Consider the following 26,276-nt stretch of genomic DNA (forward strand, 5'->3'; position numbering starts at 1 on the left):
GGCGCGGACCTACGAGAGACGCGCTGACAGCGGAAAGTCGTAGCGAATGAAACCGCGGTTCTGCGCGACCTTGTCATACAACGCCCGCGCAACCGCGTTGTGGTCCTGCGTCATCCAGTAATAGCGCGCCGCGCCGTGTTGCTGCGCAACCACGGCCACGGCTTCGATCAGAGCCCGCGCCACGCCCTTACCGCGCGCACTCGGGGCCGTGAATAGGTCCTGCAGATAGCAGGACGTCGGCGCCCACACCGTGGTGTGGAACAGGTAATGCGCAATTCCCACCAGCTCGCCGTCAACGGTCGCACCGAGGCCGAAGACGCCATCCTGTGCGAGCAGGCGCTGCCACGCGGTATCGAATTCTGCGTCGGTGGTCGGCGTCTTGTAGAAATCCTTGTAGCCGCGCGCCAGGCGCTCCCACTGGTCGCGGTCCTGCGCAGTGAGCGGTGCGATCTGCATCGGGATCAGAACGGCTTGGCCAGCACCAGGTACACGATCGCCACCAGCAGCAACACCGGCAATTCGTTGAACCAGCGCAGCGTGCGCGACGACGGCAGTGCGCGGCCTTTTTCGACACCTTTCAACCAGCGTCCCGAGACGATGAAATACGCCAGCATCAGCGCGACCAGCGTCAGCTTCGCATGCAGCCATTCGCCGTCGATGTTGAAGTGTTGCCACAGCACCAGACCCAGCGCGAGGGCGAACCCGAACATGATGTGGCCGAACCGGTACAGGCGACGCCCCATCAACAGCAGCCGCGCGCGCACCGCGGTCTCATCGCCGGCCTCGGCGAGGTTCACCAGAATCCGCGGTAGATAGAACACGCCGCCCATCCAGGCCATGACGAATACGACGTGGGCGGTCTTGGTCCAGAAATAGGCTTGCATGCGGGGCTCCGATACGCAGTCGCGATAGGATGACACGAGCAAACCATGAAAACCCTGTCGTCATCCGACGCAGAGTGTCCTTTGTAGAGCGGAGCTTGCTCCGCTGCTCCTGTCGTAGATCCGGGCCTGCCCGGATCGCTCTTGCCTGCGGTCGCACCGAGCAGGCTCGGCGCTACAAGGGCGAGCCAAGGCAGCGGAGCAAGCTCCGCTCTACAAGGCCGGATTCGCCCGGATGATGAATGACTACTTCGCCACACCACGAATCATGACCAAGCGCTACGACCAAGATTACTTCGACACCTGGTACCGCCAGCGCGGCATCGGCGACCGCGCACGCCTGGCGCGCAAGGTCGCGATGGCGGTAAGCACGGCCGAATACTTCCTCGAACGCCCGCTGCGTACCGTCCTCGACGTCGGTTGCGGCGAGGGCGTATGGCGTGCGCCGCTGCTCAAGCTGCGGCCGAAGGCGAAATATCTGGGCTTCGACAGCAGCGAGTACGCGGTCCGCCGCTACGGCGCACGCCGCAACCTGCACTGCGCCAGTTTCGGCGACTTCGCCCTGCTGCGCCCCTGCCCGCCCGTCGACCTGCTGGTGTGCAGCGACGTGATGCACTACCTCGACACGCGCGAACTCGACCGCGGCCTGCCCGGCCTGGCCGAGTTGTGCGGCGGCGTCGCCTTCCTCGAAACCTTCGCACGCGAAGACGGCGCCGAAGGCGACGAGCACGACTTCCGCAATCGTCCCGCGAAGTTCTATCGCGAGCGCTTCAAGAAGGCCGGATTCACCCGGATTGGCGCGCACTTGTGGCTCTCGCCGACGCTGCGCGGGCATGCCACCGCGCTGGAAACCGACTGACCCTACCTTGTAGAGCGGAGCTTGCTCCGCTGTTTTTGCGCCCTCATAGCGCCGGGCCCGCCCGGCGCGGCTGGCAGGAGCGATCAGGGCAGGCCCGGATCTACCGGGGCAAAAAGCAGCGGAGCAAGCTCCGCTCTACAAATCCAGCTGGCCGGAACCAGGACGGCGCGCCTCCGGATTTCGCGACGCGTTTCACAAACCGGCCGCCGGCTTCGGCTATGCTGCGGCGCATCAAACGCGTTTACGGGACAGGGGCCCCTTCGCGAATGCTGCTGTATCACCTGCACGAACTCGGCCGCGCCTGGATGCAGCCGTGGAACTACTGGGCGGAAGCCAACGCGAGGATGTTCGGGGCGCAAGGCAGCTGGCTGTCGTCATTGCCAGGTGCATCGCGCGTGGCGGCGAGCTGCGAGCTGATGTATCGCATCGGCAAGGACTACGAGAAGCCCGAATTCGGCATCCATGCCATCGAGAAGGACGGCAAGAGCTTTCCGGTCGTCGAGCGCGAAGTGCTGAAGAAGCCGTTCTGCCGGCTGCTGCGCTTCAAGCGCTTCGCCGACTGTCCCGGCGAGATCAAGGAGTTCAAAGACGATCCGTCGGTGCTGGTGGTCGCCCCGCTGTCTGGCCACCACGCCACACTGCTGCGCGACACAGTCAAGACGCTGCTGCAGGACCACAAGGTCTACATCACCGACTGGGTCGATGCACGCATGGTTCCGCTCGAGGACGGCGCGTTCCATCTCGACGACTACGTCGAATACATCCAGGAATTCATCCGCACGATCGGCGCCGACAACCTGCACGTGATCAGCGTGTGCCAGCCGACCGTGCCCACCATGGCCGCGGTCTCGCTGATGGCGGCGCGTGGCGAGAAGACGCCGCGTTCGATGGTGATGTTCGGCGGCCCGATCGACACGCGCGAAAATCCGACCAAGGTGAACGACCTGGCTACGCAGAAGCCGCTGTGGTGGTTCGAAGCCAACCTCGTGCATGCGGTGCCCGCGAACTATCCCGGCCACAACCGCCGCGTGTATCCCGGCTTCCTGCAGCACGGCGGCTTCATGGCGATGAATCCCGAGCGCCACTTCCAGTCGCATTGGGACTTCTACCAGGATCTGGTGAAGGGCGACCTCGAAGACGCCGCATCGCACCGCCGCTTCTACGACGAATACAACGCCGTGCTCGACATGCCGGCGGAGTACTACCTGGAAACCGTCGAGGTCGTGTTCCAGCGCCACCTGTTGCCGAAGGGCGAATGGGTGGTGCGTGGCGAGCGCGTCGATCCGGGTGCGATCCAGGACACCGCGATCATGACGATCGAGGGTGAACTGGACGACATCTCCGGCCAGGGCCAGACCCGCGCCGCGCACACGCTGTGCACCGGTGTTGCGGAAGAAGACCATCGCCATCTCACCATCGAGGGCGCGGGTCATTACGGCATCTTCAGCGGCCGTCGCTGGCGCACGCAGGTGTATCCGCAGGTGCGCGACTTCATCGCGAAGTACGCGGCGTAATGCAGGGCGGGCTTGATCGGCTTCGCCGCTGAAAAGCCAACCCGCCATAGCGATATCCGATTGGCTCGACGGGCGGGTTAAAACCCGCCCTACGTATTTCTGGGCCGTCGTATAGGCCAAGAGTCGTCCTTGTCCGACCCCGGGAAAGGTTGAACCATGCGGTGATCCCGTCTGGAGCACCCCATGAAGCCGCTGGCCTTCGCGCTGTCCCTTGCCCTGCTCGCACCCGCCGTCCATGCCGCCCCCGCCGACGCGCCGTCGCGCGTGCTCACCGGGCAGGACCTGTTCTCGCTCGAAGTCGCCACCGATCCGCAGATCAGCCCCGACGGTCGCACCATCGCTTACGTGCGCCGGGCCAACGACATCATGAGCGACCGCGCGCGCTCGTCGATCTGGCTGATCGATCTGGCCAGCGGCACGCAAGCGCCGCTGATCGCCGGTCCCGGTTCACACATGCAACCGCGCTGGTCGCGCGATGGCTCGCGCCTGGCCTACGTGTCGACGTCGGATGGCGGTGGCGCGCAACTCTATGTGCGCTGGATGAAGACTGGCGCCGCCGCGCGCGTCACCGGTCTGCCCGACACGCCGGCAGGCATCGCGTGGTCGCCCGATGGCAGTCGTATCGCCTACTCGATGTTCGTGCCGGCCGATGGTGCTTCGCTGGGCAAGGCGCCGGCAAAACCCGAGGGCGCACAATGGGCCGAGCCGCTGCAGATCATCGACGCGGTGACCTATCGCAACGATGGCGACGGCTACACCAAGCCTGGGTATGAGCACATCTTCTGGGTATCGGCCGAAGGCGGCGCGCCGACCCAGCTCACCTTCGGTCAGCGCAACGCCGGCGGTCCGTTGTCGTGGACGCCCGATGGCAAGGCAATCGTGTTCAGCGCCAACCTGAGCCCGGACTGGGAACGCGAACCGGTCGACAGCGACGTCCACGCAGTCGCGCTCGCCGACGGCAGCATCCGCACGCTGACCAAACGCAACGGCCCCGACACTTCGCCGGTGGTGTCGCCCGACGGCAAGCACGTCGCCTATGTCGGCTTCGACGATCGCCATGTCGGCTACCAGAACAACCGGCTGTACGTGATGGACATCGACGGCGGCAATTCGCGCGAGCTCACCGCGAATCTCGATCGCAGCGTGGAAGACCCGGTATGGGCGAGCGACGGACGTTCGGTCTACCTCGACTACGAAGACCACGGCAGCGTGCGTGTGGCGCGCGTGGGGCTGGACGGCTCGGTGCGCACTGCGGCGGACGGATTGACCGGCAGCCAGCTTGATCGCCCATACGCCGGAGGTGAATACAGCGTCGCGCGTGACGGCACGCTCGCGATCACTACCGGCACGCCGTTGCGGCCTTCCGACGTTGCCGTGGTGCGCGGCGGCAAGGCACGCCAGTTGACGCATCTCAACGACAGCCTGTTCGCCGCGAAGACACTGGGTGACGTGCAGCATCTGCCGGTGAAGGCCTTCGACGGACGCGATGTGGATGCGTGGATGGTGACGCCGCCCAACTTCGATCCGTCGCGCAAGTACCCGTTGATTCTCGAGATCCATGGCGGCCCGTTCGCGGCCTACGGCCCGACGTTCGCCACCGACAACCAGCTCTACGCCGCAGCCGGCTACGTCGTGGTTTACGTGAATCCGCGCGGCTCGACTTCCTACGGCGAGGATTTCGCCAACCAGATCGACAAGGCGTATCCAGGCCACGACTACGACGATCTGATGAGCGCGGTGGACGCGGCGATCGCGAAGGGTTTCATCGATACCGACAACCTGTTCGTCACCGGCGGTTCCGGTGGTGGTGTCCTTACCGCGTGGATCGTCGGCAAGAACGACCGCTTCCGTGCCGCGGCGACACAGAAGCCGGTGATCGACTGGGCCAGCTTCACGCTCACGTCCGATGGCGCGACCTACTACCACCGCTACTGGTTCGACAAGCTGCCGTGGGAAGACCCGCAGAGCTATTGGGCGCGTTCGCCGCTGTCGCTGGTGGGCAACGTGAAGACGCCGACGCTGGTAGTCGTGGGTTCCGAGGATTACCGCACACCAGTGAGCGAAGCCGAGCAGTACTACACCGCGCTGCAGTTGCGCGGTGTGCCTACCGCGCTGATCAAGGTGCCGGGCGCCAGCCACGGCGGGATCGCGGCGCGCCCGTCGCAATCGGCGGCGAAGGCGTCGGCGATCCTGGCGTGGTTCGAGCGTTATCGCGGCAAGGGCGGAGCCAGTACCGCTGCGAAGTAACGACCGATACCGCTGCAAACGAAAGAGCCGGCATCGCTGCCGGCTCTTTTGCTTTTGGTGTGAACCGCAGGATCAGTCGTACTGCGAAGTCTTCACCAGCATGTGCTTGGCCAGCTGGCCGTGCAGGTAGCCGACACCGCGCGCCAGATGCAATGTGGCGAACAGCAACAGCACACCGGCCGCGAAGCACAGCGGCAAGGCCCACCAGCCGTTCACACCCAGCACGTTCACGTCGTCGATCCACAGACCCGCATCGCCCAGGCCGAACATCGCGGCAACCGGTGCGGCGATCAGACTCAACGACGTCGCCAGTCCGGTCACCGCAACGGTGAAGTAGGCGATGCCCAGCGGCAGCATCATCAGGAAATACAGCTGCGTCGCCCAGGTGCGCGGGTCGGTGAATAGGTCCTTGATCCGTTCCAGCAGCGGCTGGCCGCGCGTCGAATACAGCGGCCGGCGCGGCATGCGTTCGCCGAGCAGGGTCTCGACGATGCGGCCTTCGACCAGCGACAGCACCTTCACCGAACCGAAGTACAGGATCACGAAGGGAATACCGATGATCAGTACCGCCAGGCCGGCCGACATCGACACGCCGGTGACCACCCAGGTGAAGTAGAAGATGCCCGTCGCCAGCGCAAACAGCATGTAGAACAGCGACGCGTAGGTACGCGGCTCGGCGATGACACCAAAGAAGCGCGCGTACCACGAGCGCTGCGCTGCGATCGGACGCGCGGGCGGCGTGCGCAGCGCGCTCTGCACCTTCACTTCGGTGTCGCGGTAGATCTCGGCGACCTCGTCGGGTGCGCCGTAACTGCCGGCGACAGAAGCGATCACCTCGGCCTCCGACCTGCCGGGATTCTCGGACAGCTCCGAGCGCAGGTATTCCTCCGCGTCGTAGAGCGCGTCCTGCACCAGCGCCGGATCGGCGCCGGCCAGCGAGCGCCGCAGCTGTTCCAGATAAGCAGGAATGGTGGTCGGCAACACGGTGGCGTTCATTTCGTTTCCCCAAGAACTGCGTCGACGGAATCGCGGGTGGCGCGCCAGGCGGCGGACCAGTCGCGCAGGGCATCGCGCCCCGTTTTGGTAATGCGGTAGTAGCGGCGCGGTGGGCCCGAGACCGATGGCTCGACGAAGCTGTCGAGCAACCCGCCGCCCTCCAGGTTGCGCAGGACCGGATAGAGCGCGCTCTGCTTGCCGCTGAGCACGCCCTCGCCTTCCTGCTCCAGGCGCTTGGCGATCTGGTACCCGTACATGGGCTCGCCGGCCGTGCCCAGTACGGCGAGCAGGGCCAGCGAAACGGTGCCGGCGCTGAGTTCCTTCTGGAACTTGCGCAGGTGGCTGTCGTTCGAGTCGATAGCAGCGGGGGTCATGGCGGTGTCCGGTAGCTTGAAGCAAACACTACTGATAACTTCGCTATACCGGCTCTGCCATTAGTCACGGGGTGGCGGAAGTCATGAATGGGCCCTCGCGTGACCTGCACCAGCCCGCTGCTAGAGGGAACTGGGCGTCGCCCGGTTTGCGGCGCGGAGAAATGCCATGCCCCGAGGAGACAAATCGGCCTATTCGTCCAAACAGAAACGTCAGGCCGAGCACATCGAAGAAAGCGTCCGTGAACGCGGCGGATCCGAGGAAGCTGCCGAGCGCATCGGCTGGGCCACCGTCAACAAGCTGACCGGCGGCGCGCGCGGTCGCAAGAAGACGGCGAAGAAGGCGGCCAGGAAGAGCACGCGCAAGTCGCCGGCCAAGAATGCCGCGCGCAAGACCTCGGGCAAGACAGCGGTAAAGAAGACGGCACGCAAGTCAACGCGCAAGGCCCCTGCCAAGACGACCGCACGGAAATCGACGCGTAAGTCGCCGGCGAAGAAGACCGCACGGAAATCGACACGCAAGTCGCCGACAAAGAAGACGACTCGCAAGACCGCACGCAAGACGACTGCAAAGAAGACGGCTCGCAAGACTGCTGCAAAGAAGACCGGCCGCAAATCGACGGTGCGCAAGTCCCCGGCCAGGAAGCAGGCAAGCTAGACGTCATCGCGCTGAGCGACCCAGGCATGATGCTGCCCTACGCCACCGTCGGTTCGGAACTGCACCATCGTTCCGTGCGACGCGCGGCCGCCGCAATGACATGGGCAGGTAGTAACGGAACGTCGATAGCCGCTGGTTGAGCGCGCGTCGCTTTGAGTATCCTCGCCGCTTCGTCCCGCGAATCACGACACGGAGCCGCCACGATGGAAATGCCCCGCCCTGGTCCCGAACACGAGCGCCTGTTCTCGCGCCTGCAGGGCCGCTGGTCCGGTCCTGAAACATTGGCGCCCTCACCCTGGGGCGAAGGCGGCTCCGCCCTCGGTCGATCGCACTGCCAGGTCGGCCTCGACGGCATGGCTCTGATCCAGGAATACGAAGAAGAGAAGAACGGCAGCGTTTGCTTCCGTGGCCACGGCCTGTTCCTGATCGAGCCCGGCAGCGGCGATGTGCTGTGGTGGTGGTTCGACAGCATGGGCTTCCCGCCCGATCCCGCGCGCGGTCGCTGGGACGGTGAAAGCCTGCTGTTCGAGAAGCAGACGCCACGCGGCGAAGCGCGCTATCGCTACGACTTCAGCGGCGACGGCTACCGCTTCACCGTCGAGAACCGCTTTCCCGGCCAGGCCGACTTCAGCGAATTCATGCACGGCGACTACCGCCGCGCCTGATCCCAACTGCGCAACGTCGCGGCATCGCGACTCCAGGAGTTTCCATGCACCTCAATCGCGTCATCGTGCTGTCCGCGCTGCTCGGCCTGGCCTGTAGTACCCAGGTCGCCGCCAAGACCAGGAAGCCCGCGACAAAGCCAGCTGCACAGAAGACCGCTCCCGCGAAGGCTGCGGTCAAGCCGCTGGAAAAGCCCAAGTCCATGCAGGAAATCCTCGACGCCACCAAGGCTTCGGATTGGCGCGCACTGGACCCGGCCAACACGCTGTACCTGGATCTCGCTTCCGGACGCGTGGTGATCGAACTCGCACCCGTTTTTGCGCCCGCGCATGTCGGCAACATCCGCACGCTGGCGAAGGAAGGCTACTGGAACGGCCTGAGCATCAACCGCTCGCAGGACAACTTCGTCGTGCAGTGGGGCGATGGCGAGGAAGACGAGAAGAAGCGCAAGCCGCTGGGCACTGCGAAGGCCAAGCTGCCGGCCGAATTCGAACGCACGAGCAAGGGCGTGAAGTTCGACCGCCTGCCCGACAGCGATGGCTGGGCGCCGCAAGTCGGTTTCAGTGGCGGCTTCCCCGCCGCGCGCGATCCGCAAGCCGGCAAGGCCTGGCTGGCGCATTGCTACGGCGCGATCGGTGCAGGCCGCGACGTTGCGGCCGATTCCAGTAACGGCACCGAACTCTATGTCGTGACGGGTCAGTCGCCGCGCCAGCTCGATCGCAACATCACCGTGGTCGGTCGCGTCGTGCAGGGCATGGAATTCCTGTCGGTGCTGCCGCGCGGCACCGGTCCGCTCGGCTTCTACGAGAAGCCCGAACAGCGCGCGCCGATCAAGGCGATCCGCCTGGCTTCGGAAGTGCCGGAGAACGAGCGCGTGCCGTTGGAATTGCTGCGCACCGATACGGCCGCGTTCACCCAGCTGGTCGAAGCGCGTCGTAATCGTCGCGATGAGTGGTACAAGCGGCCGGCGGGGCATATCGATTTGTGCAATGTGCCGTTGCCGGTGCGGGCGGTGAAGAAGTAACGAACTTGTTTCATGAAAGTCCTTGCTTCGGACCAGCAAAGTCAAAAGCGCCCCTCATCCGCCCTTCGGGCACCTTCTCCCCGCAAGCGGGGAGAAGCGCAATGAAGACGTCGCGGCATCCCTCGCCCCGCTTGCGGGGAGAGGGACAGCGTCGCTTCAGCGACGCAGGGCGGCGTCGCGAAGCAAGCGCCAAAACAAAAAGGCCGCCCAAGGGCGGCCTTTTTGCATTCCGACTATCCCCGTCAGAACTCCTGCGAGAACCGCACCCCAAACGTGCGCGGCTGCGCCGTCACCGTGTACGGCTGATGACCGCAGACTTCCGCCGCGCATTCGGAGAAGCGCGCCAGATCGGCGCGTTCGTCGAAGGCGTTCTTGAGGAAGAAGTCCAGCGACCAACTGCCACGGCGATAGCCGGCCGACAGGTCGGTCAGCGTGTACGCCTCGAGCTTGCCCAGATAGAAGCTCTGATACTCGCGCAGATCGGTGGTGCGATCGCCTACGTGCGACAGCGCCACCTGCCAGTACGCTTCACCGCCACCAAGGTCGAAGGTGTAGCGCGCACTGGCGCTGCCCTTGAACTTCGGCGTGATCGGCAGTCGCGTACCCGAAGCAGCGAAGTCCGGCTTGCGCGTGCCGCCGTTCTGGATGGTCAGATCGGTGTTGGTGACGTCCAGCGGCAGGAAGCAGGTTGGATCCAGCGTGCCGCTGGCGTCGGTGACCTGGCAGTAATCCTCCGTCAGCTTGGCGTCGTACCAGGCGAAACCGCCGTTGATCGACAGGTTGTAGCTGGCCGCCCAGCTCAGGTCCATTTCCAGGCCATCCACGCGCGCCTGGTTGGCGTTGCGGATTTCGGTGAGGCCGTTCTGACCCAGGTAGGAGAACTGGAAGTCCTTCCATTCTTCACGGAACACCGCGCCGTTCCAGCGGAAGCGGTTCTCGCCCCACGAGGTCTTCCAACCCAGCTCGTAGTTGGTCAGGAAGTCGGACTTGTACGGCGGCAACGTACCGCGACGGTTGATGCCGCCCGGGCGGAAACCTTCCGACCAGGTCGCGTACACGAGCTTGGTGTCGTTGATGTTCCAGGTCAGGTTCGCCCGTCCGATCGAATCGCTCTCGTCGGTGTCCTTGTCCAGGTTGGTGCAAGGTGCGCCATGGAACTGCACGGTCGAGAAGCACTGCGACTCGCCGGTCGATCCGCTGAAGCCGGCGCCGTAGCCGAAGAAGCCCTTCAGGCTATTGTCGGTACGGAAATAGCGCATGCCGCCGGTAAGCGTGAGGGCGTCGGTGATGTCGAACGACAGTTCGCCGAACACCGCCTTGTCGTTATCGCGACGCTGCTGCGCCGTCAGCCAGATCGTGTCGCTCCAACCCGGCACTTCGATCGCGTCGGCGAGGTTGTTCACCTTGTAGCGCTGGAAGATGTCGTGTTGTTGCTGCTGCCAGAACAGGCCGGCGACAAAGCGCAGGCGGTTCTCTGCGGGCGACGTGATGCGCAGCTCGTGGCTGGTCTTGCTGTAAGCATCGGTGGAATTGATGAACTGGGTCGGATCGATGAGCGCGCCACCGTTGTCGTACAACGTGTAGCCGCGCAGCGTGTCGTACCAGAACGAGTAATCGCTGTAGTCCGCCTCACTGTCGACGTCGCGCTTGAGATGCGAGAAGGCGTAAGTCACATCGAAGTTGCCGAGCTTGCCTTCCACCGTGAGCGCCGCCTGCGTCCAGCGGTCGTCCGAGGACTCGGGACGGTTGTGCATCACTTCGAGGTCGCCGACGCTCTCGTCGAAGCCGGTGCTGCCGTGCGCGGTCATCTTCTGCGTGACCACCGACGGCGTGATCGACCAGTTGTCGTTGAGGTCGAGCTTGAGCGCCGCGCGCAGGCCGTAGGTGTCGGCGTCGTTGTAGTCGTCCTCGGCGAAGCGGGCATTGTCGACGGTGATGTCATCCGACGGATCGCCGTTCGTGCCCATCGGGTACGTGCGCGTGCCGTGCACGTTGTCGACATAACCGGCATCGTGCTTCTCCCAGCCCACCAGGCGGATCGCCGCGGTGTTCTGCTTGATCGGCACGTTGATCATGCCTTCCAGCACGTGGCCGATGCCGCCACCGTCGATCGCGCTGGCCTCGACGCTGTACGAACCCGCGAAGCCCGACGCATCCGGCTTCTTGGTGATGATGCGCACCGTGCCGGACTGCGAGCTGGCGCCGTACAGCGTGCCCTGCGGACCGGCGAGCGCTTCGACGCGCTCGATGTCGTACATGTGGATGTCGAGCGCGCCCTGGATCGTGGTGATCGGCTGCTCGTCGAGGTACATGCCGACGCTGGGCTGCGAGCCGGAATGGTTGCCGTCGCCACCGCTGGCCACGCCGCGCATGTAGACCTGCACGAAGCCCGGACCCGAGAACACGCCACCGCCGGCCGTGCCGTAGGACAGGCTCGGGATCATCTTGGCGTAGTCGTCGAAGTCGGAAACCTGCTGCTGGTCCAGCTGCTCGGCACCGATCGCCTGGATGCTGATCGGCACCTTCTGCAGGTTCTCGGTGCGCTTCTGCGCGGTGACGTTGACGGTGCCGAGGGTGACCGCCTTTTCCTGCGGTGCCGCTTCCGGCGCGCTCGGTTGCGGCGCGTCCTGCGCAAAAGCAATCGTCGACGTGAATGCCAGGCAGATCGCCGCAGTCAGCGGCATCCGGGCCGGTATCGACCTCGTCCTGGCGGTACTTCGTTTCAACTTCTGCATCAGCCAAACCCTCCCATGTCGTGGTGTTGCGGATCGTTTCTTGTTGTTACGCCGCGCCGAGGTCCGGCACGGCGGGATAGACGTCGAGCACCGGGCCCAACGCCTGCTGCAAGGGCCCCAGCCACGGCTCGAAATGCTTCCAGTGGTCGACACCGTCGCGGTAGATCGGTTGGCGCACCTGTTCGGAACTGGCGGTACGCACCGGACGTTCGTTCTCGAAGAACCGTAGGCACTGCTCTTCGAACGGCAATCCGCAGTACGCGAGCAGACGCCGCACCTCGTTCTCGGTGTCGTCGACCATCCGCTCGTAAGTGACGCGATGCACGCGCCCCGGCAACACCGCGTCGAAGTGAGCCATCAATTCGACGTAGTCGCGGTAGTAGCGGCCGAGGTCCTGCAGGCTGTAGCTGAAGCTCTGTCCGCGGGCGAAGTGCTGCTTGAAAGCGGAGAAACAGCACGCCAGCGGATGCCGGCGCGCATCGATGATCTTCGCGTTCGGCAGGGCCAGCTGGATCAGCCCGACGTGCGCGAAGTTGTTGGGCATCTTGTCGATGAAGAACGGCGCACCGCTCTTGCGATGAATACGGGTGCCTTCCAGATAGCGCTCGCCCAGCGCACGCACGGCGTCGGCGTCCAGGGTCGCCAGCGCGTCGTGGTAGTAGCCGTCGCCGGCCTGCTGCTTCAGCGCACGCGTCACCGAGATCAGCTCGGGCAACTCCATCGTGCCTTCGACCTGCGAGTGACTCGACAGGATCTGCTCGAGCAAGGTCGAACCGGCACGCGGCAGACCGACGATGAAAATCGGATCGGGCGCGTTGCTGCCAAAGCCCTGTCGCTGCGCGAAGAATTCCGGGGTGTAGAGACGTTTGGCGTGTCGTACCCGCGCGCTGGTTTCGTCCGCGCTGTATGGGACCTGCTGCAGGCGCTGCGCATTGCCCTGTTCGTAATGCTGGAAGGACGCGGCGTAATCCGCACGATCCTCCAGGGCCTTGCCCAGGGCGAAGTGCAGATGCAGGCGGTGATCGGCGTCCGCATCATCCCGGCCTTCCATGCGCGCCAGCTGCGCGCGCATCGCCGCGATGTCCTCATCGCTGAAGCGGAAGGTCTTGAGATTGGCCAAGCTCCACCACGCTTCACCGAACGCCGGCTCACGGGCGATCGCTTCGCGATAGGCCTCGATTGCCCGGGCCTGATGACCGGCGGTCTTCAGGGCATGGCCGTAGCTGAGCCAGATCGGCGACTGCAGCGGGAATTCCTTCAGCAGTTCCGCATAGAGCGCGATGGCCGGCTCGTAATCGCCGACGCGGCACAGCACTACTGCCTTGAGGTTGCGATAGGCGGGGTTGCGCGCATCGCTCTGCAGCAGCGCGTCGATCTGCGCCAACGCCTCGGCCGGCTTGTTCGCCCGGTGCAGCACCATCGCGTAGTTGCGCCGTGCTTCGTGGAAGCCGGGCGCGAGTTCCAGGCAGCGCTGCAGCAGCAGCTCCGAATCTTCGATGCGGCCGAGCCGCGCGGCCACTTCGGCGAACATCCGGATCGCGGCGACGTCGGACGGAGCCTGCTTCAAATGCACACGCAGCAGCGCTTCGGCGTCGGGGATACGGTTCTCGTTCAAGGCCGACGCCGCGGCGAGCAGCTGCGGATCGCGGACGGAGTGGCGGACATGCGCCGCGTAGGCCGCATCGGCGCCGTCCAGGTCATCGGCCGCCAGCAACTGGTCGCCCAGCGCGCGCCAGGCCTGCGGCAGATCGGGCTTCAGTGCTACGGCGCGACGCAATGCCGCGATCGCACCGTCCCGCCCCGCACGTGCACGCGCCAGACCGAGCTCCATCTGCGCCTGCGCCCAACGAGGCTGCGCGCGAGCCAGCGGTTCCAGGACATCCAGGGCCGGTGCGTGCTGGCCACGCAGCGAGTGCGAGACCCCGAGCACCAGGCGTGCCATCGGATGGTCGACCACCCGCAGGATCTCGCCGGCTTGCTCGGCGGCCAGGGCTGGGTCGGTGGCCAGCAACCGCGAGGCATGCGCGAGCGCGACGTCGACTGAGGCGGTTGGCTCGGTCACCTGATTCATTCACTTCCAAGCGGTTGCGATTACGGCATGTCACCGCGCTGTCGGCGCGCACCTGCCTGAGCACGGTCCGGCCCTTCACGGCACCCCGCCGGGCAATCTACGCCGCCCAATTCAGCAAAGTCCACCGAAACAGTGCACCCGCCCGTCACGGCATGCCGCCTAGCCTGAGCCTGCCCGAAGCGGAGGGCCGGACCCATGCCACAACTGCGTATGCGGATCACCGGAAGCGACGACGATGCGCGTGCGATCGGCAACCTGCTCGCAGGCATCGACGGCATCGAGCACGTCGAGGAGGTCGCCGACCTGATGAACCACATGGACGACGACGACTCCAGCTCCGCCGGCCTGACCGACGATCAGGGACCCGGCGTGCACGAGCTGGAGATCGATGCCCCCAACGACGCCACCGCCCTCAAGGTGCGCCATGCCGTGGAGGCGTTGGCGTTCGATCTGGACGTGATCGTCGAATTCGAATCCGACGAGGAATGGGGTCAATAGCCACGGCCGCTTGTCCCGTTCTGGCGCCAGCCATGGCGCGTCGCGCTCCCTCACCTGTGGCCCGCGCATCGGTTGCGGCATGGCGATATCCTCGGGAAATCGCGGCTTGCCGCCTTCCGGGATGTACCCAACCACCATGCGCCTGCGTCCAGTCCCCGCATCGATCGCCCTCGCCCTCCTGATCGCCACGTCCGCGTGCCAGAAGCAGGAAGCCGGTTCGTCCGCCACTCCGGCCACGGCCGGCCAGGCCACCACCACCGAGGCCGACGCCAAGTTCGCCGACCTGTCCAAGCGCTGGCTCGACGGCTGGCTGGAGCAGCAGCCGGTCAGCGCCACCCAGACCGGCAAGCACGACTTCGACGACCGCATCGAGGATCTCAGCGCAGCGGGCCGGCAGAAGTTCGTCGACTTCAGCAAGCAGATGCTGACCGAAGTCGATGCACTCGACGCCAGCAAGCTCTCGCGCGAGAACCAGGTCGACCTCGCCATCCTGCGCAACCAGATCCGCTACGACATCTGGCAGATGGACACGCTGCAGAGCTGGGCCTGGGACCCGCAGGTCTACAACGGCATCGCCGGTGGCGCGCTGTACACGCTGATGGCACGCGACTTCGCGCCGATGCCGCAGCGCCTGAAGTCAGCGACCGCGCGCATGGAGAAGATCCCGGCGCTGTTCGCGCAGATGCGCGAGAACCTCGACCCGGCGCGAGTGCCGAAGATCCACGCCGAAACGGTAGCCAAGCAGAACGCTGGTATCGCCAGCATCGTCGACGACATGATCCTGCCGCACGCCGGCGAGCTCAGCGGCGACGATCGCAAGCGCCTGGATGCCGCGGTCGCTTCGCTCAAGAAGGCGGTCGAGGAAAACCAGCACTGGCTGGACAAGACCCTGGTTCCGAATGCCAAGGGCGACTTCCGTCTGGGCCAGAAGCTGTATGACGAGAAGCTGGCGTTCGCACTGAACTCGCCGATGACGCGCCAGGACATCCGCACCCGCGCCGAAGCCGCGCTCAAGCAGACCCGCGTCGAGATGTACGACATCGCGCGCAAGGTGCTCGCCGGCAAGCCGAATGCGCCAAAGGAAATGCCCGACGCACCGAACGACGAGCAGCAGCAGAAGGTGATCGAGGCCGCACTGGAACTGGCCTATGCCGAGCGCCCCGCGCGCGACAAGGTCGTGGACGCCGCCAAGCAGGCCACCGCCGACGCGACTGCCTTCGTACGCGAGAAGCAGCTGGTCTCGATTCCGGATTCGCCGGTGCAGATCATCCTGATGCCGGAATTCCAGCGCGGCGTGTCCGTGGCCTACTGCGATTCGCCCGGCCCGCTCGACAAGGGCCTGGATACGTTCTACGCCGTGTCGCCGATCCCGGACGACTGGAAGCCGGAGCAGGTCGATTCGTTCCTGCGCGAATACAACACCCGCTCGATCCACGAGCTGAGCATCCACGAGGCGATGCCGGGTCACTACGCGCAGCTGTGGCACTCCAACAAGTACCCGTCGACGCTGCGCGCGGTGCTCGGCTCGGGTTCCTTCATCGAAGGCTGGGCCGTGTACGCCGAAAAGCAGATGGCCGATGCCGGCTACATGAACAACGATCCGCTGATGCAGCTGATCCAGCGCAAGTGGCTGCTGCGCGCAACCGCCAACGCGATCCTCGACCAGGCCATCCAGGTCGACGGCATGAGCAAGGAAGACGCCATGAAGCTGATGACCGTCACCACGTTCCAGCAGGAACGTGAAGCCGCAGGCAAGTGGGTGCGTGCGCAGCTGACTTCGGCGCAGCTGCCGACCTACTTCGTCGGCTACAGCGAGCACATGGACCTGCGCAAGGAAGTGCAAAAGCGCGAGGGCGACAAGTTCAACGACAAGGCCTATCACGACAAGCTGTTGTCGTTCGGCTCGCCGCCGGTGCGTTTTGTGCGTGAGCTGATGCTGGACGAGCCGATCCAGTGAGTCAGTAGGGCACGAGCCGTGCGCGTTGCGCACGGCTCGCATCCCGTCATCTCGCATACCTATTCGCTCGTCATCCCGGCGCAAGCCGGGATCCAGCCTTCAAGTGAACGTCCTGGTCATCCCAAGGCAACGGCGGGATGACGAAGGAATGAATTCCCATCATCGTTCCAAACCCCATCCCCAACTAGGCGATATCGCGTCCGGACCTTCGGGCGCACGATCGCGGTATCCCTCATGAAGTTCCGACTCTCCCTGCTCTTCCCTGCGCTCCTGCTCGCCGCGTGCGCGCATGAGTCCGGCGTTTCCGCGGACCGTTCCTCGGTCGACCTGCCTGCTGTCGACCTGCTAATCAACGATGTCACCGTGATCGACCTGCACGATGGCCGATTGCTGCAGCATCGCGATATCGCTGTGCGCGACCACCGCATCGTCGCCGTCGTCGATGCCAGCGAAGGCGCGCGTTTCCAATCCGCTCGCACGGTCGATGCTGCCGGCAAGTTCGCGATCCCCGGCCTGTGGGACATGCACGTGCACTTCGGCGGCGGCGAGGCCCTGATCGACGAGAATCGCGATCTGCTCCCGCTCTACGTCGCGCACGGCGTGACCACCGTGCGCGATGCCGCGGGCGACCTCAGTCCGCAAGTGCTGCAGTGGCGCGAACAGATCCGCAAGGGCGAGCTGCAGGGCCCGACCATCTATACCTCCGGCCCCAAGATCGAGGGCAAGGGTTCGATCTGGCCCGGCGATCTGGAAGTGGCGAACGAAACCGAACTACGCGCCGCTTTCGACCAGCTGCAGGCAATGCACGTCGACTTCGTCAAGATCACCGAAAGCGCGCTGTCGCCGCAGCTGTTCATGGCCGCCCTGGCTGAAGCCGAACGCCGCGGTATGAAGACGTCGGCGCACGTGCCGATGGCGCTGATGCTCGATGACGTCAGCGCGGCCGGGCTCGATTCGATCGAACACATGGGCTACGCGCTGAAGGCCGGCTCGACGCGCGAGCGCGAAATCGCGGACGCCTCCGCGGCCGGCAAGCTGAGCTATCGCGACGCCCTGGTGCAGTCGGCAGATTCGTTCGACCGCAACACCGCCCTGGCCGCCTATCGCAAGTTGGCCGCGCGCGGCACCGCGATCACGCCGACGCTTTACGGCAGCCGCGTTACCGCCTATCTGGACCAGGTCGACCACCATGACGACGATTACCTGCACTACATCGGTCCGGGCCTGAAAGCGACCTACGCCTGGCGCGTCGAGCGCGCGGCCAAGGACGATGCCGCCGCCATCGCCGCACGCCATCGCGTGTACGAAAAGAGCGCCGCGCTGCTGCCGCTGCTGCAACAAGCCGGTGTAACCATCCTCGCCGGCACCGATGCCGGCTTCCTCAATTCCTACGACTATCCCGGCATCGGCCTGCACGACGAGCTGGGCGAATACGTGCGCTACGGCCTGACGCCGTTGCAGGCCCTGCAGTCGGCGACGCTGCGTAACGCCGGATTCCTCGGCCATGGGGACGATTCGGCTGATCTCGCTGCCGGCAAAGCGGCCGACATCGTGCTGCTCGACCGCAACCCGCTGGAAGACATCGCCGCCACGCGTGCTATTTACGCGGTCGTCCTCAAGGGCGACTACCTTGACCGCGGCGCGCTGGATGCCATGCTGGCGGCCGTTCGAGCCCGTGTCGCCGCCCGCGAAGAAAAGACCCAATAGATCCATGGCCAGAACCCAGCCGCTGTTCGAAGCATTCCCCGAAGCGACGCCCGCCGTCGACGGCATCCGCGTCGGCATCGGCGGCTGGACCTTCGTGCCCTGGCGCAATAACTTCTACCCCGCCGGACTGGTGCAGCGGCGCGAGCTGGAATACGCCTCGCGTTATCTAAGCGCGATCGAGATCAACGGCACCTACTACGGGGCGCAGAAGCCGGCGACCTACGCGAAGTGGGCCGCGGAAACGCCGGAGGGCTTCGTGTTCTCGCTCAAGGCGCCTATGCGGATCATGCAGTCGCGCGTGCTCGCGAAGGCTGGTGCGCAGATCGACGACTTCCTGGGCGGCATCGCGTCGCTGGGCGACCGGCTCGGCCCGGTGGTCTGGCAGTTCGATGCCGGGCAGAAGCTGGAGCGCGAGGACTTCACCGCCTTCCTGGATCTGCTGCCCGCCGAGGTCGACGGCCGTCGTCTGCGTCATGTGCTGGACGTGCGCGACTCCGAATTCGTCGATGCGCGCTTCGTCACGCTGATGCGCGAACGCGGGCTCGGCACGGTGTTCACCGATTCACGCGACTATCCGTCGTTCGCCGACATCACCACCGATTTCGTCTATGCGCGATTGATGCGTTCGCGCAGCGAAATCGCGAGCGGCTACACGGAAGAGGAACTCGAGCACTGGGCGGCTCGTGCGCGGCTGTGGGCGCGCGGCCAGCACCCAGACGACCTGCCCTACATCGCCGCCAATGGCACGCCGTCCGCGGAACGCCGTGATGTGTATGTTTTCTTCATCAGCGCGGCCAAGGAGCGCAATCCGGCTGCGGCGATGGCACTGATCGAGCAGTTGCGGCGCTAGGACAAATCGTAGTACCGGGCCTACCCGGCACTGCCGGCGCAAGAGCGTCCCGGGCGGGTTGCGGATGCCTGACACCTAAGCCAAAAGCAGCTCGCTGCGCTCGCTCCCCTCATCCGGCCTTCGGCCACCTTCTCCCCGCTAGCGGGGAGAAGGGTCAACCCTTGTTTTCCCTCTCCCTGCCGCAGGCGGGGAGAGGGTGCCGCAGGCGGGTGAGGGGCGCTCTTGACCTTGCGGTTGCTTGAAGAAAAAACCTGGGACCTGCAAATCGTTCGTTTCAGCTCAACCGGCCGAACGCACTTCGTAGTGCACCACCAGCGGCTCGAATTCGAGCAGGAAATCCTGGTCTTCCGGGTAGTACTTCGCCTTCAGCAGCTCGTCGCCGGCGAAGGCGCGGATCGCGTCCTCGTCTTCCCAGTAACTGAGCGTGACGAAATGGACGACGTCGTTTTCGTCGCGCCGCAACACCTGCGCGCCCAGATTGCCGGCGGTGCCGCGGTAATCGGGCATCGCCCGATCGGCGAGGAAGCTTGCATAGGCGTCGGCTTTATCGAGCCGGGTGGTGCCGTGCCAGAGTCGTGCGATCACAGTCTTGCCCTCTTGATCTGCGTCGCAGGCGTCCATGCCGCTCAGCGCGACGGTTGCTGGCTCATGGCGACACTGCCCAGGATGAGCGCAGCGGAGATTGCCATCGTCATGGTTAAGGATTCGCCAAGCAGCAGCCATGCCCAGGCCACGCCGAAGACCGGAACCAGATAGGTCACCGTCGACGCGCGACTCGCACCGACACGGGCGATCAGGCGGTAATACATGACGAACGCGATGCCGGTGCACAGCACGCCGAGCATGCCCGCGGACAGCCACGACTTCAGCGGAATCGCGTGTTGCGGCCAGGTGGCTACGGCAAACGGCAGCGTCAGCAGGGCCGAGGCACCCAGCGTCGCCGCAGCCACCGCAGCGGGCGGCAATCCGGTGAGATGCCGGCGCACCAGGTTGATGCCTATGCCATACAGGAACGAGGCACTGCATCCGGCCAGCACTGCCCAGCCAATGCTCGCGCCGGCGGTCTTGCCGCTGGCCAGCACGACCACGCCGGCGAAGCCGGTGAACAGGGCGACCGCGCGCTTGGCGCCGATCTTCTCACCGAAGAACAGGAACCCGACCAGCGCGGTGAACAGCACGGTCATGGCATTCGCGATCGCGCCCACGCCGGCGGGGGCGCGCTGCGCCGCCCACGCGAACAGCATGAACGGCACGGCCGAGTTGATCGCGCCGATCAGCGCCAGCTTGGCCCACAGCTGCTTCGATGCGAATTGCGAACGCGCGCGCCACAGGAACGGCAGCAGCACCAGCGAGCCTAGGCCCAGGCGCACTTCCACCAGCGGCATCGGACCAAAGTCATTGGCGGCTACGCGCATGAACAGGAACGACGCACCCCAGATGGCGCCGAGCACCGCCAGCTCAACCGGGGTGATCCAGGTATTACCAGACGTCTTGGTCAGATTGCCTGCAATCGTGTTCATGGATGTACTCATTTGCCTTGTGCGTCAGAAGTCGGCGCGAGCGAAACGCGCGACGCCCTGGTTATGTCCCGGGGGATCCAGCGGACTCAGGTCGAGATCGAGCGGCTGGCCGATCCAATGCGCGAGCGTGGTGTGGTCGGCCACGTCGTCATCGGTCAGCGGATGCACGAGCGCCGTCAGCCCGGTGTTCTCGAGGAACGACACGATCGCCGGCAGTGCCGCCCTGGTGTAGTGGATTTCGAACTGGGGAATCGGATGTGGCCCGGCCTTGCGGTCCTTCATCTGTCCGACGAAGAGCAACTGCGGGATTTCGCCGGAGGCCATCTTGTCGCCCAACTGCTGCCGCACCTGTTCGGCCGTGCTGCGCGTTTCCGGCAGGTAATAGATGTGCGCGTGGTAGGGCTGGCTGTCGTCCATCTTCTTGATCCTTGATTGCATGCGCCGCAACGGCGACGTTAGCCTTGGCTGTAGTTGAAGCGATGTGCACGATTTGAGGCTTCGCGCGCGGAGACCATCGCCGCCGGATCGAGGTTGAAGCCGAACAGGCGAACACCGGTATCGGTGCGCGGCCGATGACTTGTACCCGGCAGGAACCGGACGTAGGTACCGGCGCCGTAGCGCGCATAACCTTCGATCACCTCGCCTTCGATCACGTAGTAGTGCTCGCCGGTATCGTGGTCGTCGACGTAAGGCCAGATCGCACCCGGTTCCATGTCGACCACCCAGACGCGCACGCTGCCGTCGGAGGACAGGTCGCGGCGGGTACATCCGGCGCCAACGCGTATCGGCGGAACCTCGTCAATGGACGAGGCCTGCAGAGTGGAAATCGAAATCGCATCCAGTCGGCCCATGGAATCGGTTCCGTTGCGAGGGGCGAACGCCCCGAAGTGGGGAAACACGCAGGGGTAATACGGGGGGAGGCGCACTACGTCGACGTGATCAACCGCGCCGCCGACTTTGCTCATTTTGTGCAGACAGACAGGGGGCACAAGCGCATACTTTCGCCGGCAGACACAAACGAAATTTGAGGCTTCTCGAATGGCTCTTCGCGCTGACCTGCTCCCCGCCCTGGCTGCCTTCGAATCCGCTGCGCGACACCAGAATTTCGCGCATGCGGCCGAGGAGCTGCATCTCACCGCGAGCGCGGTCAGCCATCACGTGCGCAAGCTGGAATCGCGGCTTGGCGTGGTGTTGTTCCAGCGCCACGCACGCGGTGTGTCGCTTACCGCGGAAGGCCGCCAGCTGGCCGATGCCGCCGGCAGTGCGATGGCGGACATGGACAGCGTGGTGCGCAGCCTGCGCACCGCCCGCGCCGAACAGGACCGCGTGCACATCACCACCCTGCACTCGCTTACCTACACATGGCTGCAGCCGCGCCTGCCGCAGTTCGCGGCCCTGCACCCGAAAATCCGGCTCATGGTGGATACCGAGGTGGCACTCACCCGCTTCGACGAGGGCGGCCCCGACCTTGGCATCCGGCATGGGCCCGGCCATTGGCCCGGCCTGACCTCGCACCTCCTGATGGACGACTACCTGTTCCCGGTCGCCTCGCCGTCGTTGCCTGGCGTGGACAGCATCCGTGAACCCGCCGACATCACCCGTCTGCCACTGGTATCCGACCTGGCACGTCAGGGCTGGCACGACTGGCTGCGTGCGGCCGACGTGCACGGCGCGGCGCTGGAGGAGCGTTACCGCTTCACCGACAGCACCGCGGCGCTCAATGCCGCGGTGCACGGGCTGGGCGCTACGCTGGCGCGCGACAAGATCGCCGCGCCCTATCTCGCAGCGGGCGTACTGATCCGGCTGCCGGGACCGGCCTTGAAGGCACGCTGGGGTTATTACGTCGTGTATCCGGCGCACAAGCGCCTGAAGCCAGCAGCGCGCGCCTTCGTCGACTGGGTGCTCGGGCTGCCGCGCGAGCCCCAATAAGCACTGCTATCGGCGCTTTTTGCGCGGTTTCGCAGGCGGCTTGCGCTGCGCCGCTTCGATCGCCCGCTGCGCCCACGGCTGCATAGCCTGCGGCGAGTCCATCGCTTCGTCCGGCAACGACCAGTAGCTCATCACCAGCGGCTCGCCCTTCATGTCGTAGACGAATGGATGGCAGCCGGCCGCTTCGAAGTCGTCGCGGGTAAGCGCATCGGTCTTGAGGTACAGCGCCTCGTCGATGATCACGCCGATGATCATCCCGTCGAAGTAAAGGCCGTAGCCGCCGAACATCGCCCGCATCGAGATCGGGCCCAGCGGTTCGAACAGGTCGCGCAGATGTTCGAACAGCGCTTCGCTCATGTCGCCACCGCAGGCTGCCCCGTCCGCCCGCGCCAGCGATCGACCAGGACCAATACGCTGCCGAGCACCAGGAATGCCGCGATCACACCCGCGCAGTTGCGCAGCACCGTCGCGAGATCGTGCGCATTGAGATCGATGAACGGATACGGGTACTCGTGCACGAAAGCGCCGCGCAGGAATACCCAGCACACATAGAACAGGGGGAACAGCAGCCAGCGCAACAAATCGCTCCAGCGCAATGCACCGTGCGGCACTGCCACCAACCACCACAGCAAGTACAGCGTCGGCACCGCGTAATGCAGCCCGGTGTCGGCCCACCATTGCGCGCCCTGCGGCTCCCACAGCCGATGCAGGACGACGGCATAGATGCCCATGGTCACGCCGATGTACAACGCCACGCCGCCACGCATAACCGGTTGCGCAAGCCAACGACCGGGCGACGATTCGGGGGCGAAGGCAGCCGTCGACGACACCAGCATCACCAGCAGGTTGCTGAGAATGGTGAAGTAGCTGAAGAAGCGCACGGTGGCGAAGAACGGACCGACCGTGTCCAGCGTCGCCCGCATCAGCAGTACGTATTGCAGCACCAGCGCGAACGCTGCCACCGCTGCGACCATTGCGGCGAAATAACGGGCATGCGGCGTCGAATTCCACATCGTCATTCCCCTCGGCGGATGATCAGGTTACGCGACCCCACGACTCTGCAACACTATCCCAATCCGTCGCATCCGCCAGATCTTTCGTACCTATGAACGCCCCACGCAAGGCCTTCCTGCAGATCCACTTCTGCGTCGTGCTGTGGGGATTCACGGCGATCCTCGGCAAGATGATCTCGCTGCCGGCATTGCCCCTGGTCTGGTGGCGCATGCTGATCGTTGTCGCCGCGCTCGCCCTGGTGCCTCGCGTATGGCGCGGACTGCGGGCGATGCGGCCAAGACTGATGCTTGCCTATGCCGGCATCGGCGCGCTGGTCGCGCTGCATTGGCTGACGTTCTACGGCTCGATCAAGCTCTCCAACGCCTCGGTCGGCGCAACCTGCATCGCACTGGGCACGGTGTTCATCGCGCTGATCGAGCCATGGCTGACCCGCACGCGCTTCTCCAAGCGCGAACTGGCGCTCGGCCTGCTGGTGCTGCCGGGCGTGGTGCTCGTAGTCGGCGGCGTGCCGCAGGGCATGCGCCTGGGCATCGCGGTCGGCACGGTGTCGGCGCTGCTGGTGGCGATCTTCGGCTCGCTCAACAAGCGCCTGGTCGAACATGGCGATCCGCTCACCGTCACCGCGCTAGAACTGGGGGCGGGCGCGCTGGTGCTCACCGTGCTGGCGCCGCTGATGCCGCTGCTGCCGATCCCGTCTGCCACCAGCGCCTTCGCCGGCGACCTGCTAGTCGTGCCGGGCGCGCGCGACATCGCGCTCCTGCTTGGCCTGTCGCTGGCCTGCACGCTGCTGCCGTTCACGCTGTCTCTGGTGGCGTTGCGGCACATGAGTGCATTCGCCCAGCAACTGGCGATAAACCTGGAACCGGTCTACGCCATCATCCTCGCCGTGATCCTGCTGGGCGAGCAGCGCGAACTCACCGGACAGTTCTATCTCGGTGTCGCGATCATCCTCGCCGCCGTGTTCATCCACCCGCTGCTGGGCACGCCGCGCCCGCTGCAGCCCGATGTGCTTGGCACCGCCGAAGCCAAGGGCGCGACCGAATAGCGCGCCCGCACCGGCCGTAGCGAGGCTCGCCGTCGCAGACATCGCCCCAGCCCAGGGTTCGTGGCAGGCTAGGCGCCGAATTCCCGTCTGGTCCGCGCATGTATCTCGAGCATTACGGCCTGAAGGAACCGCCGTTCTCGATCACCCCCGATCCGCGGTTCGTGTTCCTGAGCGAACGCCACCGCGATGCGCTGGCGCACCTGTTGTTCGGCATCGGCCAGGGCGGTGGCGGTGGCTTCGTGCAGCTCACCGGCGAAGTCGGCACCGGCAAGACCACGCTGAGCCGGTTGTTGCTGGAGCAGATTCCCGAGAACACCCGCGTTGCGCTAGTGCTGAATCCGTGCCTGTCGCCGGTGGAATTGCTGGAAACCATCTGCGAAGAACTGCATCTGCCGGTCACGCACCTTGACGGCGAAGGCCGCCGCGGCAGCGTCAAGGCGCTGACCGACACACTCAACGCTTATCTGCTCGACGCCTACGCGCGGGGACTGCGGGTGGTGCTGATCATCGACGAAGCGCAGAACCTCTCCGTCGAGGCACTGGAACAGGTCCGCCTGCTCACCAATCTCGAAACCGACACGCAGAAGCTGCTGCAGATCATCCTGCTCGGCCAGCCCGAGCTGCGCCAACTGCTCGCCCGTCCGGAGCTGCGCCAGCTCGCGCAACGCATCACCGCGCGCTTCCACCTCACGCCGTTGGATGCGAACGAAACCGCGACCTACCTGAAGCACCGCTACCGGGTCGCGGGCGGATTGCACCTGCCCTTCGATACGGCGGCGATCCGCCGCATCCACGCGCATTCGGGCGGCGTGCCGCGCCTGATCAATGTCATTGCCGAACGCGCACTGCTCGGCGGTTACGCCCATGACGACACTCGCATCGATGCACGCACCGTCGATCGCGCGGCAAAGGAAACGCTGGCACCAAGGGCCACGGCTACCAAGCACTGGTGGCTGCCCGCGAGCGTGGGCGTCGTCGCGCTGGCGTTGATCGCCGGGGTGTATGCGTGGCGGGCACCCGTGCCGCCTCCGGCTTCAAGCTTCAAGGCGAATACCGCCACGCCGGCGGCGGCGTCGACCTCACCGGCGAACCCCGCGTCGAAGCCGGCCACCGTGCCAACGCTCGATGCCACGGCGCTTGCTGCGCGCATCGACACGGCCGCCCCGGCTTCGCCGCTGGCCTGGAAGCAGTTGCTGGCGAAATGGCAGCTGCCGACCGACGATCTCAGCATCGGTGTCGCCGCCAGCTGCCCCTTCGCGCTGTCCACTGATGCGTATTGCCTGCGCGCATCCGGAACACTCGATCGCCTGGTCGCACAGGATCGCCCGGTGTTGCTGCATCTGCGCAACGGCCCGCACGAAACCTGGGCCTTGCTGCTGGGCGCCGATGCGCGCCGGGTGCGCGTGTCGCTGGATGGCCACGCACTCGACCTCGACCGCATCACCCTCGCCCACCACTGGAGTGGCGAATACGCCGCGCTATGGCGTGGTCCGCTCAACCTCACCCTGCCGTTGACCGACAACAGCCCGGCGATGGCCTGGGTGCGCGATCACCTGACCAGCGGATATCTGCCGATCGACGCCGTGGCCACGTTCGACGCACGCATGCAGGATGCCGTGCGCCGCTTCCAGAGCGACGGTGGCTTCGCCAGCGACGGTGTGATCGGCCCGGAAACCCTGATGGCCCTGGCTTCGCGCGACGAAGCCGGGCCGCGCCTGCTGAAGGGATTGGAATAGC

The 26,276-nt window shown here is 65.4% G+C and carries 25 protein-coding genes; 13 read left to right on the forward strand and 12 right to left on the reverse strand.

Annotation, left to right across the window (positions count from 1 at the left end):
• Positions 1-9: 9 nt before the first annotated feature.
• Positions 10-456 carry a GNAT family N-acetyltransferase gene (locus tag ACYVGK_RS16395; protein WP_460735668.1) on the reverse strand — a complete coding sequence of 149 codons (447 nt, stop codon included), beginning with the start codon at positions 454-456 and terminating at the stop codon, positions 10-12.
• A gap of 5 nt (positions 457-461) precedes the next feature.
• Positions 462-884, reverse strand: coding sequence for a CopD family protein (locus ACYVGK_RS16400; RefSeq protein WP_460735670.1), 423 nt, complete (start codon positions 882-884; stop codon positions 462-464).
• Positions 885-1,149: 265 nt separating this feature from the next.
• On the opposite strand from ACYVGK_RS16400, the gene ACYVGK_RS16405 reads away from it, so the two are divergent.
• The 3 genes from ACYVGK_RS16405 (at position 1,150) to ACYVGK_RS16415 (ending at position 5,501) form a co-directional block, all read left to right on the forward strand.
• Positions 1,150-1,740: a class I SAM-dependent DNA methyltransferase gene (locus ACYVGK_RS16405; protein WP_460736111.1), complete on the forward strand. Its 591-nt coding sequence runs from the start codon at positions 1,150-1,152 to the stop codon at positions 1,738-1,740.
• Between the two features lie 266 nt (positions 1,741-2,006).
• Entirely contained in the window at positions 2,007-3,254 is a 1,248-nt protein-coding gene (locus ACYVGK_RS16410; RefSeq protein ID WP_460735672.1) for a polyhydroxyalkanoate depolymerase, read from the forward strand.
• A 183-nt stretch (positions 3,255-3,437) separates the two neighbouring features.
• Positions 3,438-5,501 carry a prolyl oligopeptidase family serine peptidase gene (locus ACYVGK_RS16415; RefSeq protein WP_460735674.1) on the forward strand — a complete coding sequence of 688 codons (2,064 nt, stop codon included), beginning with the start codon at positions 3,438-3,440 and terminating at the stop codon, positions 5,499-5,501.
• Between the two features lie 72 nt (positions 5,502-5,573).
• Here ACYVGK_RS16415 and ACYVGK_RS16420 read toward each other — a convergent pair whose 3' ends face one another.
• Positions 5,574-6,497: a sensor domain-containing protein gene (locus tag ACYVGK_RS16420; RefSeq protein WP_460735676.1), complete on the reverse strand. Its 924-nt coding sequence runs from the start codon at positions 6,495-6,497 to the stop codon at positions 5,574-5,576.
• A complete protein-coding gene (locus ACYVGK_RS16425) occupies positions 6,494-6,871 on the reverse strand; it encodes a PadR family transcriptional regulator (protein WP_460735678.1) in 378 nt (125 codons plus the stop codon). Before ACYVGK_RS16425 ends, ACYVGK_RS16420 begins: the two co-directional genes overlap by 4 nt.
• A gap of 166 nt (positions 6,872-7,037) precedes the next feature.
• On the opposite strand from ACYVGK_RS16425, the gene ACYVGK_RS16430 reads away from it, so the two are divergent.
• The 3 genes from ACYVGK_RS16430 (at position 7,038) to ACYVGK_RS16440 (ending at position 9,213) form a co-directional block, all read left to right on the forward strand.
• Entirely contained in the window at positions 7,038-7,526 is a 489-nt protein-coding gene (locus ACYVGK_RS16430; RefSeq protein WP_460735680.1) for a hypothetical protein, read from the forward strand.
• Between the two features lie 203 nt (positions 7,527-7,729).
• Complete coding sequence (locus ACYVGK_RS16435; protein ID WP_460735682.1) at positions 7,730-8,191, forward strand: DUF1579 family protein; 462 nt, start codon at positions 7,730-7,732, stop codon at positions 8,189-8,191.
• Between the two features lie 200 nt (positions 8,192-8,391).
• The gene (locus ACYVGK_RS16440) at positions 8,392-9,213 is read left to right on the forward strand and encodes a peptidylprolyl isomerase (protein ID WP_460736113.1); all 822 of its coding nucleotides are present in this window, start codon (positions 8,392-8,394) and stop codon (positions 9,211-9,213) included.
• Between the two features lie 242 nt (positions 9,214-9,455).
• Here the strand turns inward: ACYVGK_RS16440 and ACYVGK_RS16445 are convergent, their stop codons facing one another.
• Positions 9,456-11,897, reverse strand: coding sequence for a TonB-dependent receptor (locus ACYVGK_RS16445; RefSeq protein WP_460735684.1), 2,442 nt, complete (start codon positions 11,895-11,897; stop codon positions 9,456-9,458).
• 97 nt (positions 11,898-11,994) lie between these two features.
• Positions 11,995-14,019, reverse strand: coding sequence for a tetratricopeptide repeat-containing sulfotransferase family protein (locus ACYVGK_RS16450; protein ID WP_460735686.1), 2,025 nt, complete (start codon positions 14,017-14,019; stop codon positions 11,995-11,997).
• Between the two features lie 195 nt (positions 14,020-14,214).
• On the opposite strand from ACYVGK_RS16450, the gene ACYVGK_RS16455 reads away from it, so the two are divergent.
• The 4 genes from ACYVGK_RS16455 to ACYVGK_RS16470 all read left to right on the forward strand — a co-directional run bounded on the left by ACYVGK_RS16455 (position 14,215) and on the right by ACYVGK_RS16470 (position 19,031).
• Positions 14,215-14,517, forward strand: a complete 303-nt coding sequence (locus tag ACYVGK_RS16455) for a hypothetical protein (protein WP_460735688.1) — start codon at positions 14,215-14,217, stop codon at positions 14,515-14,517.
• Between the two features lie 136 nt (positions 14,518-14,653).
• Complete coding sequence (locus ACYVGK_RS16460) at positions 14,654-16,474, forward strand: DUF885 domain-containing protein (RefSeq protein WP_460735690.1); 1,821 nt, start codon at positions 14,654-14,656, stop codon at positions 16,472-16,474.
• A 234-nt stretch (positions 16,475-16,708) separates the two neighbouring features.
• Positions 16,709-18,181, forward strand: a complete 1,473-nt coding sequence (locus ACYVGK_RS16465; protein WP_460735692.1) for an amidohydrolase family protein — start codon at positions 16,709-16,711, stop codon at positions 18,179-18,181.
• A 22-nt stretch (positions 18,182-18,203) separates the two neighbouring features.
• A complete protein-coding gene (locus ACYVGK_RS16470) occupies positions 18,204-19,031 on the forward strand; it encodes a DUF72 domain-containing protein (RefSeq protein WP_460736115.1) in 828 nt (275 codons plus the stop codon).
• Positions 19,032-19,310: 279 nt separating this feature from the next.
• Here ACYVGK_RS16470 and ACYVGK_RS16475 read toward each other — a convergent pair whose 3' ends face one another.
• The 4 genes from ACYVGK_RS16475 to ACYVGK_RS16490 are packed head-to-tail and all read right to left on the reverse strand — an operon-like array spanning position 19,311 to position 21,402.
• Positions 19,311-19,652: an antibiotic biosynthesis monooxygenase family protein gene (locus ACYVGK_RS16475; protein WP_460735694.1), complete on the reverse strand. Its 342-nt coding sequence runs from the start codon at positions 19,650-19,652 to the stop codon at positions 19,311-19,313.
• Positions 19,653-19,657: 5 nt separating this feature from the next.
• Positions 19,658-20,551, reverse strand: coding sequence for a DMT family transporter (locus ACYVGK_RS16480; protein ID WP_460735696.1), 894 nt, complete (start codon positions 20,549-20,551; stop codon positions 19,658-19,660).
• Positions 20,552-20,575: 24 nt separating this feature from the next.
• Positions 20,576-20,968, reverse strand: a complete 393-nt coding sequence (locus tag ACYVGK_RS16485) for a DOPA 4,5-dioxygenase family protein (protein ID WP_460735698.1) — start codon at positions 20,966-20,968, stop codon at positions 20,576-20,578.
• Positions 20,969-21,006: 38 nt separating this feature from the next.
• A complete protein-coding gene (locus tag ACYVGK_RS16490; RefSeq protein ID WP_460735700.1) occupies positions 21,007-21,402 on the reverse strand; it encodes a cupin domain-containing protein in 396 nt (131 codons plus the stop codon).
• Between the two features lie 187 nt (positions 21,403-21,589).
• Between ACYVGK_RS16490 and ACYVGK_RS16495 the strand changes: the two genes are divergently transcribed.
• Positions 21,590-22,480: a LysR substrate-binding domain-containing protein gene (locus ACYVGK_RS16495; protein WP_460735702.1), complete on the forward strand. Its 891-nt coding sequence runs from the start codon at positions 21,590-21,592 to the stop codon at positions 22,478-22,480.
• A 6-nt stretch (positions 22,481-22,486) separates the two neighbouring features.
• Here ACYVGK_RS16495 and ACYVGK_RS16500 read toward each other — a convergent pair whose 3' ends face one another.
• Both ACYVGK_RS16500 and ACYVGK_RS16505 read right to left on the reverse strand, forming a co-directional pair.
• Positions 22,487-22,837: a TfoX/Sxy family protein gene (locus tag ACYVGK_RS16500; RefSeq protein ID WP_460735704.1), complete on the reverse strand. Its 351-nt coding sequence runs from the start codon at positions 22,835-22,837 to the stop codon at positions 22,487-22,489.
• Positions 22,834-23,493 (reverse strand): Pr6Pr family membrane protein, encoded by a 660-nt coding sequence (locus ACYVGK_RS16505; RefSeq protein ID WP_460735706.1) that lies wholly within the window; start codon positions 23,491-23,493, stop codon positions 22,834-22,836. Before ACYVGK_RS16505 ends, ACYVGK_RS16500 begins: the two co-directional genes overlap by 4 nt.
• Before the next feature lie 92 nt (positions 23,494-23,585).
• On the opposite strand from ACYVGK_RS16505, the gene ACYVGK_RS16510 reads away from it, so the two are divergent.
• The gene (locus ACYVGK_RS16510) at positions 23,586-24,539 is read left to right on the forward strand and encodes a DMT family transporter (protein WP_460735708.1); all 954 of its coding nucleotides are present in this window, start codon (positions 23,586-23,588) and stop codon (positions 24,537-24,539) included.
• A 98-nt stretch (positions 24,540-24,637) separates the two neighbouring features.
• Positions 24,638-26,275 (forward strand): ExeA family protein, encoded by a 1,638-nt coding sequence (locus ACYVGK_RS16515; protein WP_460735710.1) that lies wholly within the window; start codon positions 24,638-24,640, stop codon positions 26,273-26,275.
• Position 26,276: the final 1 nt, after the last annotated feature.

It is taken from the genome of Lysobacter tyrosinilyticus, assembly GCF_054779815.1.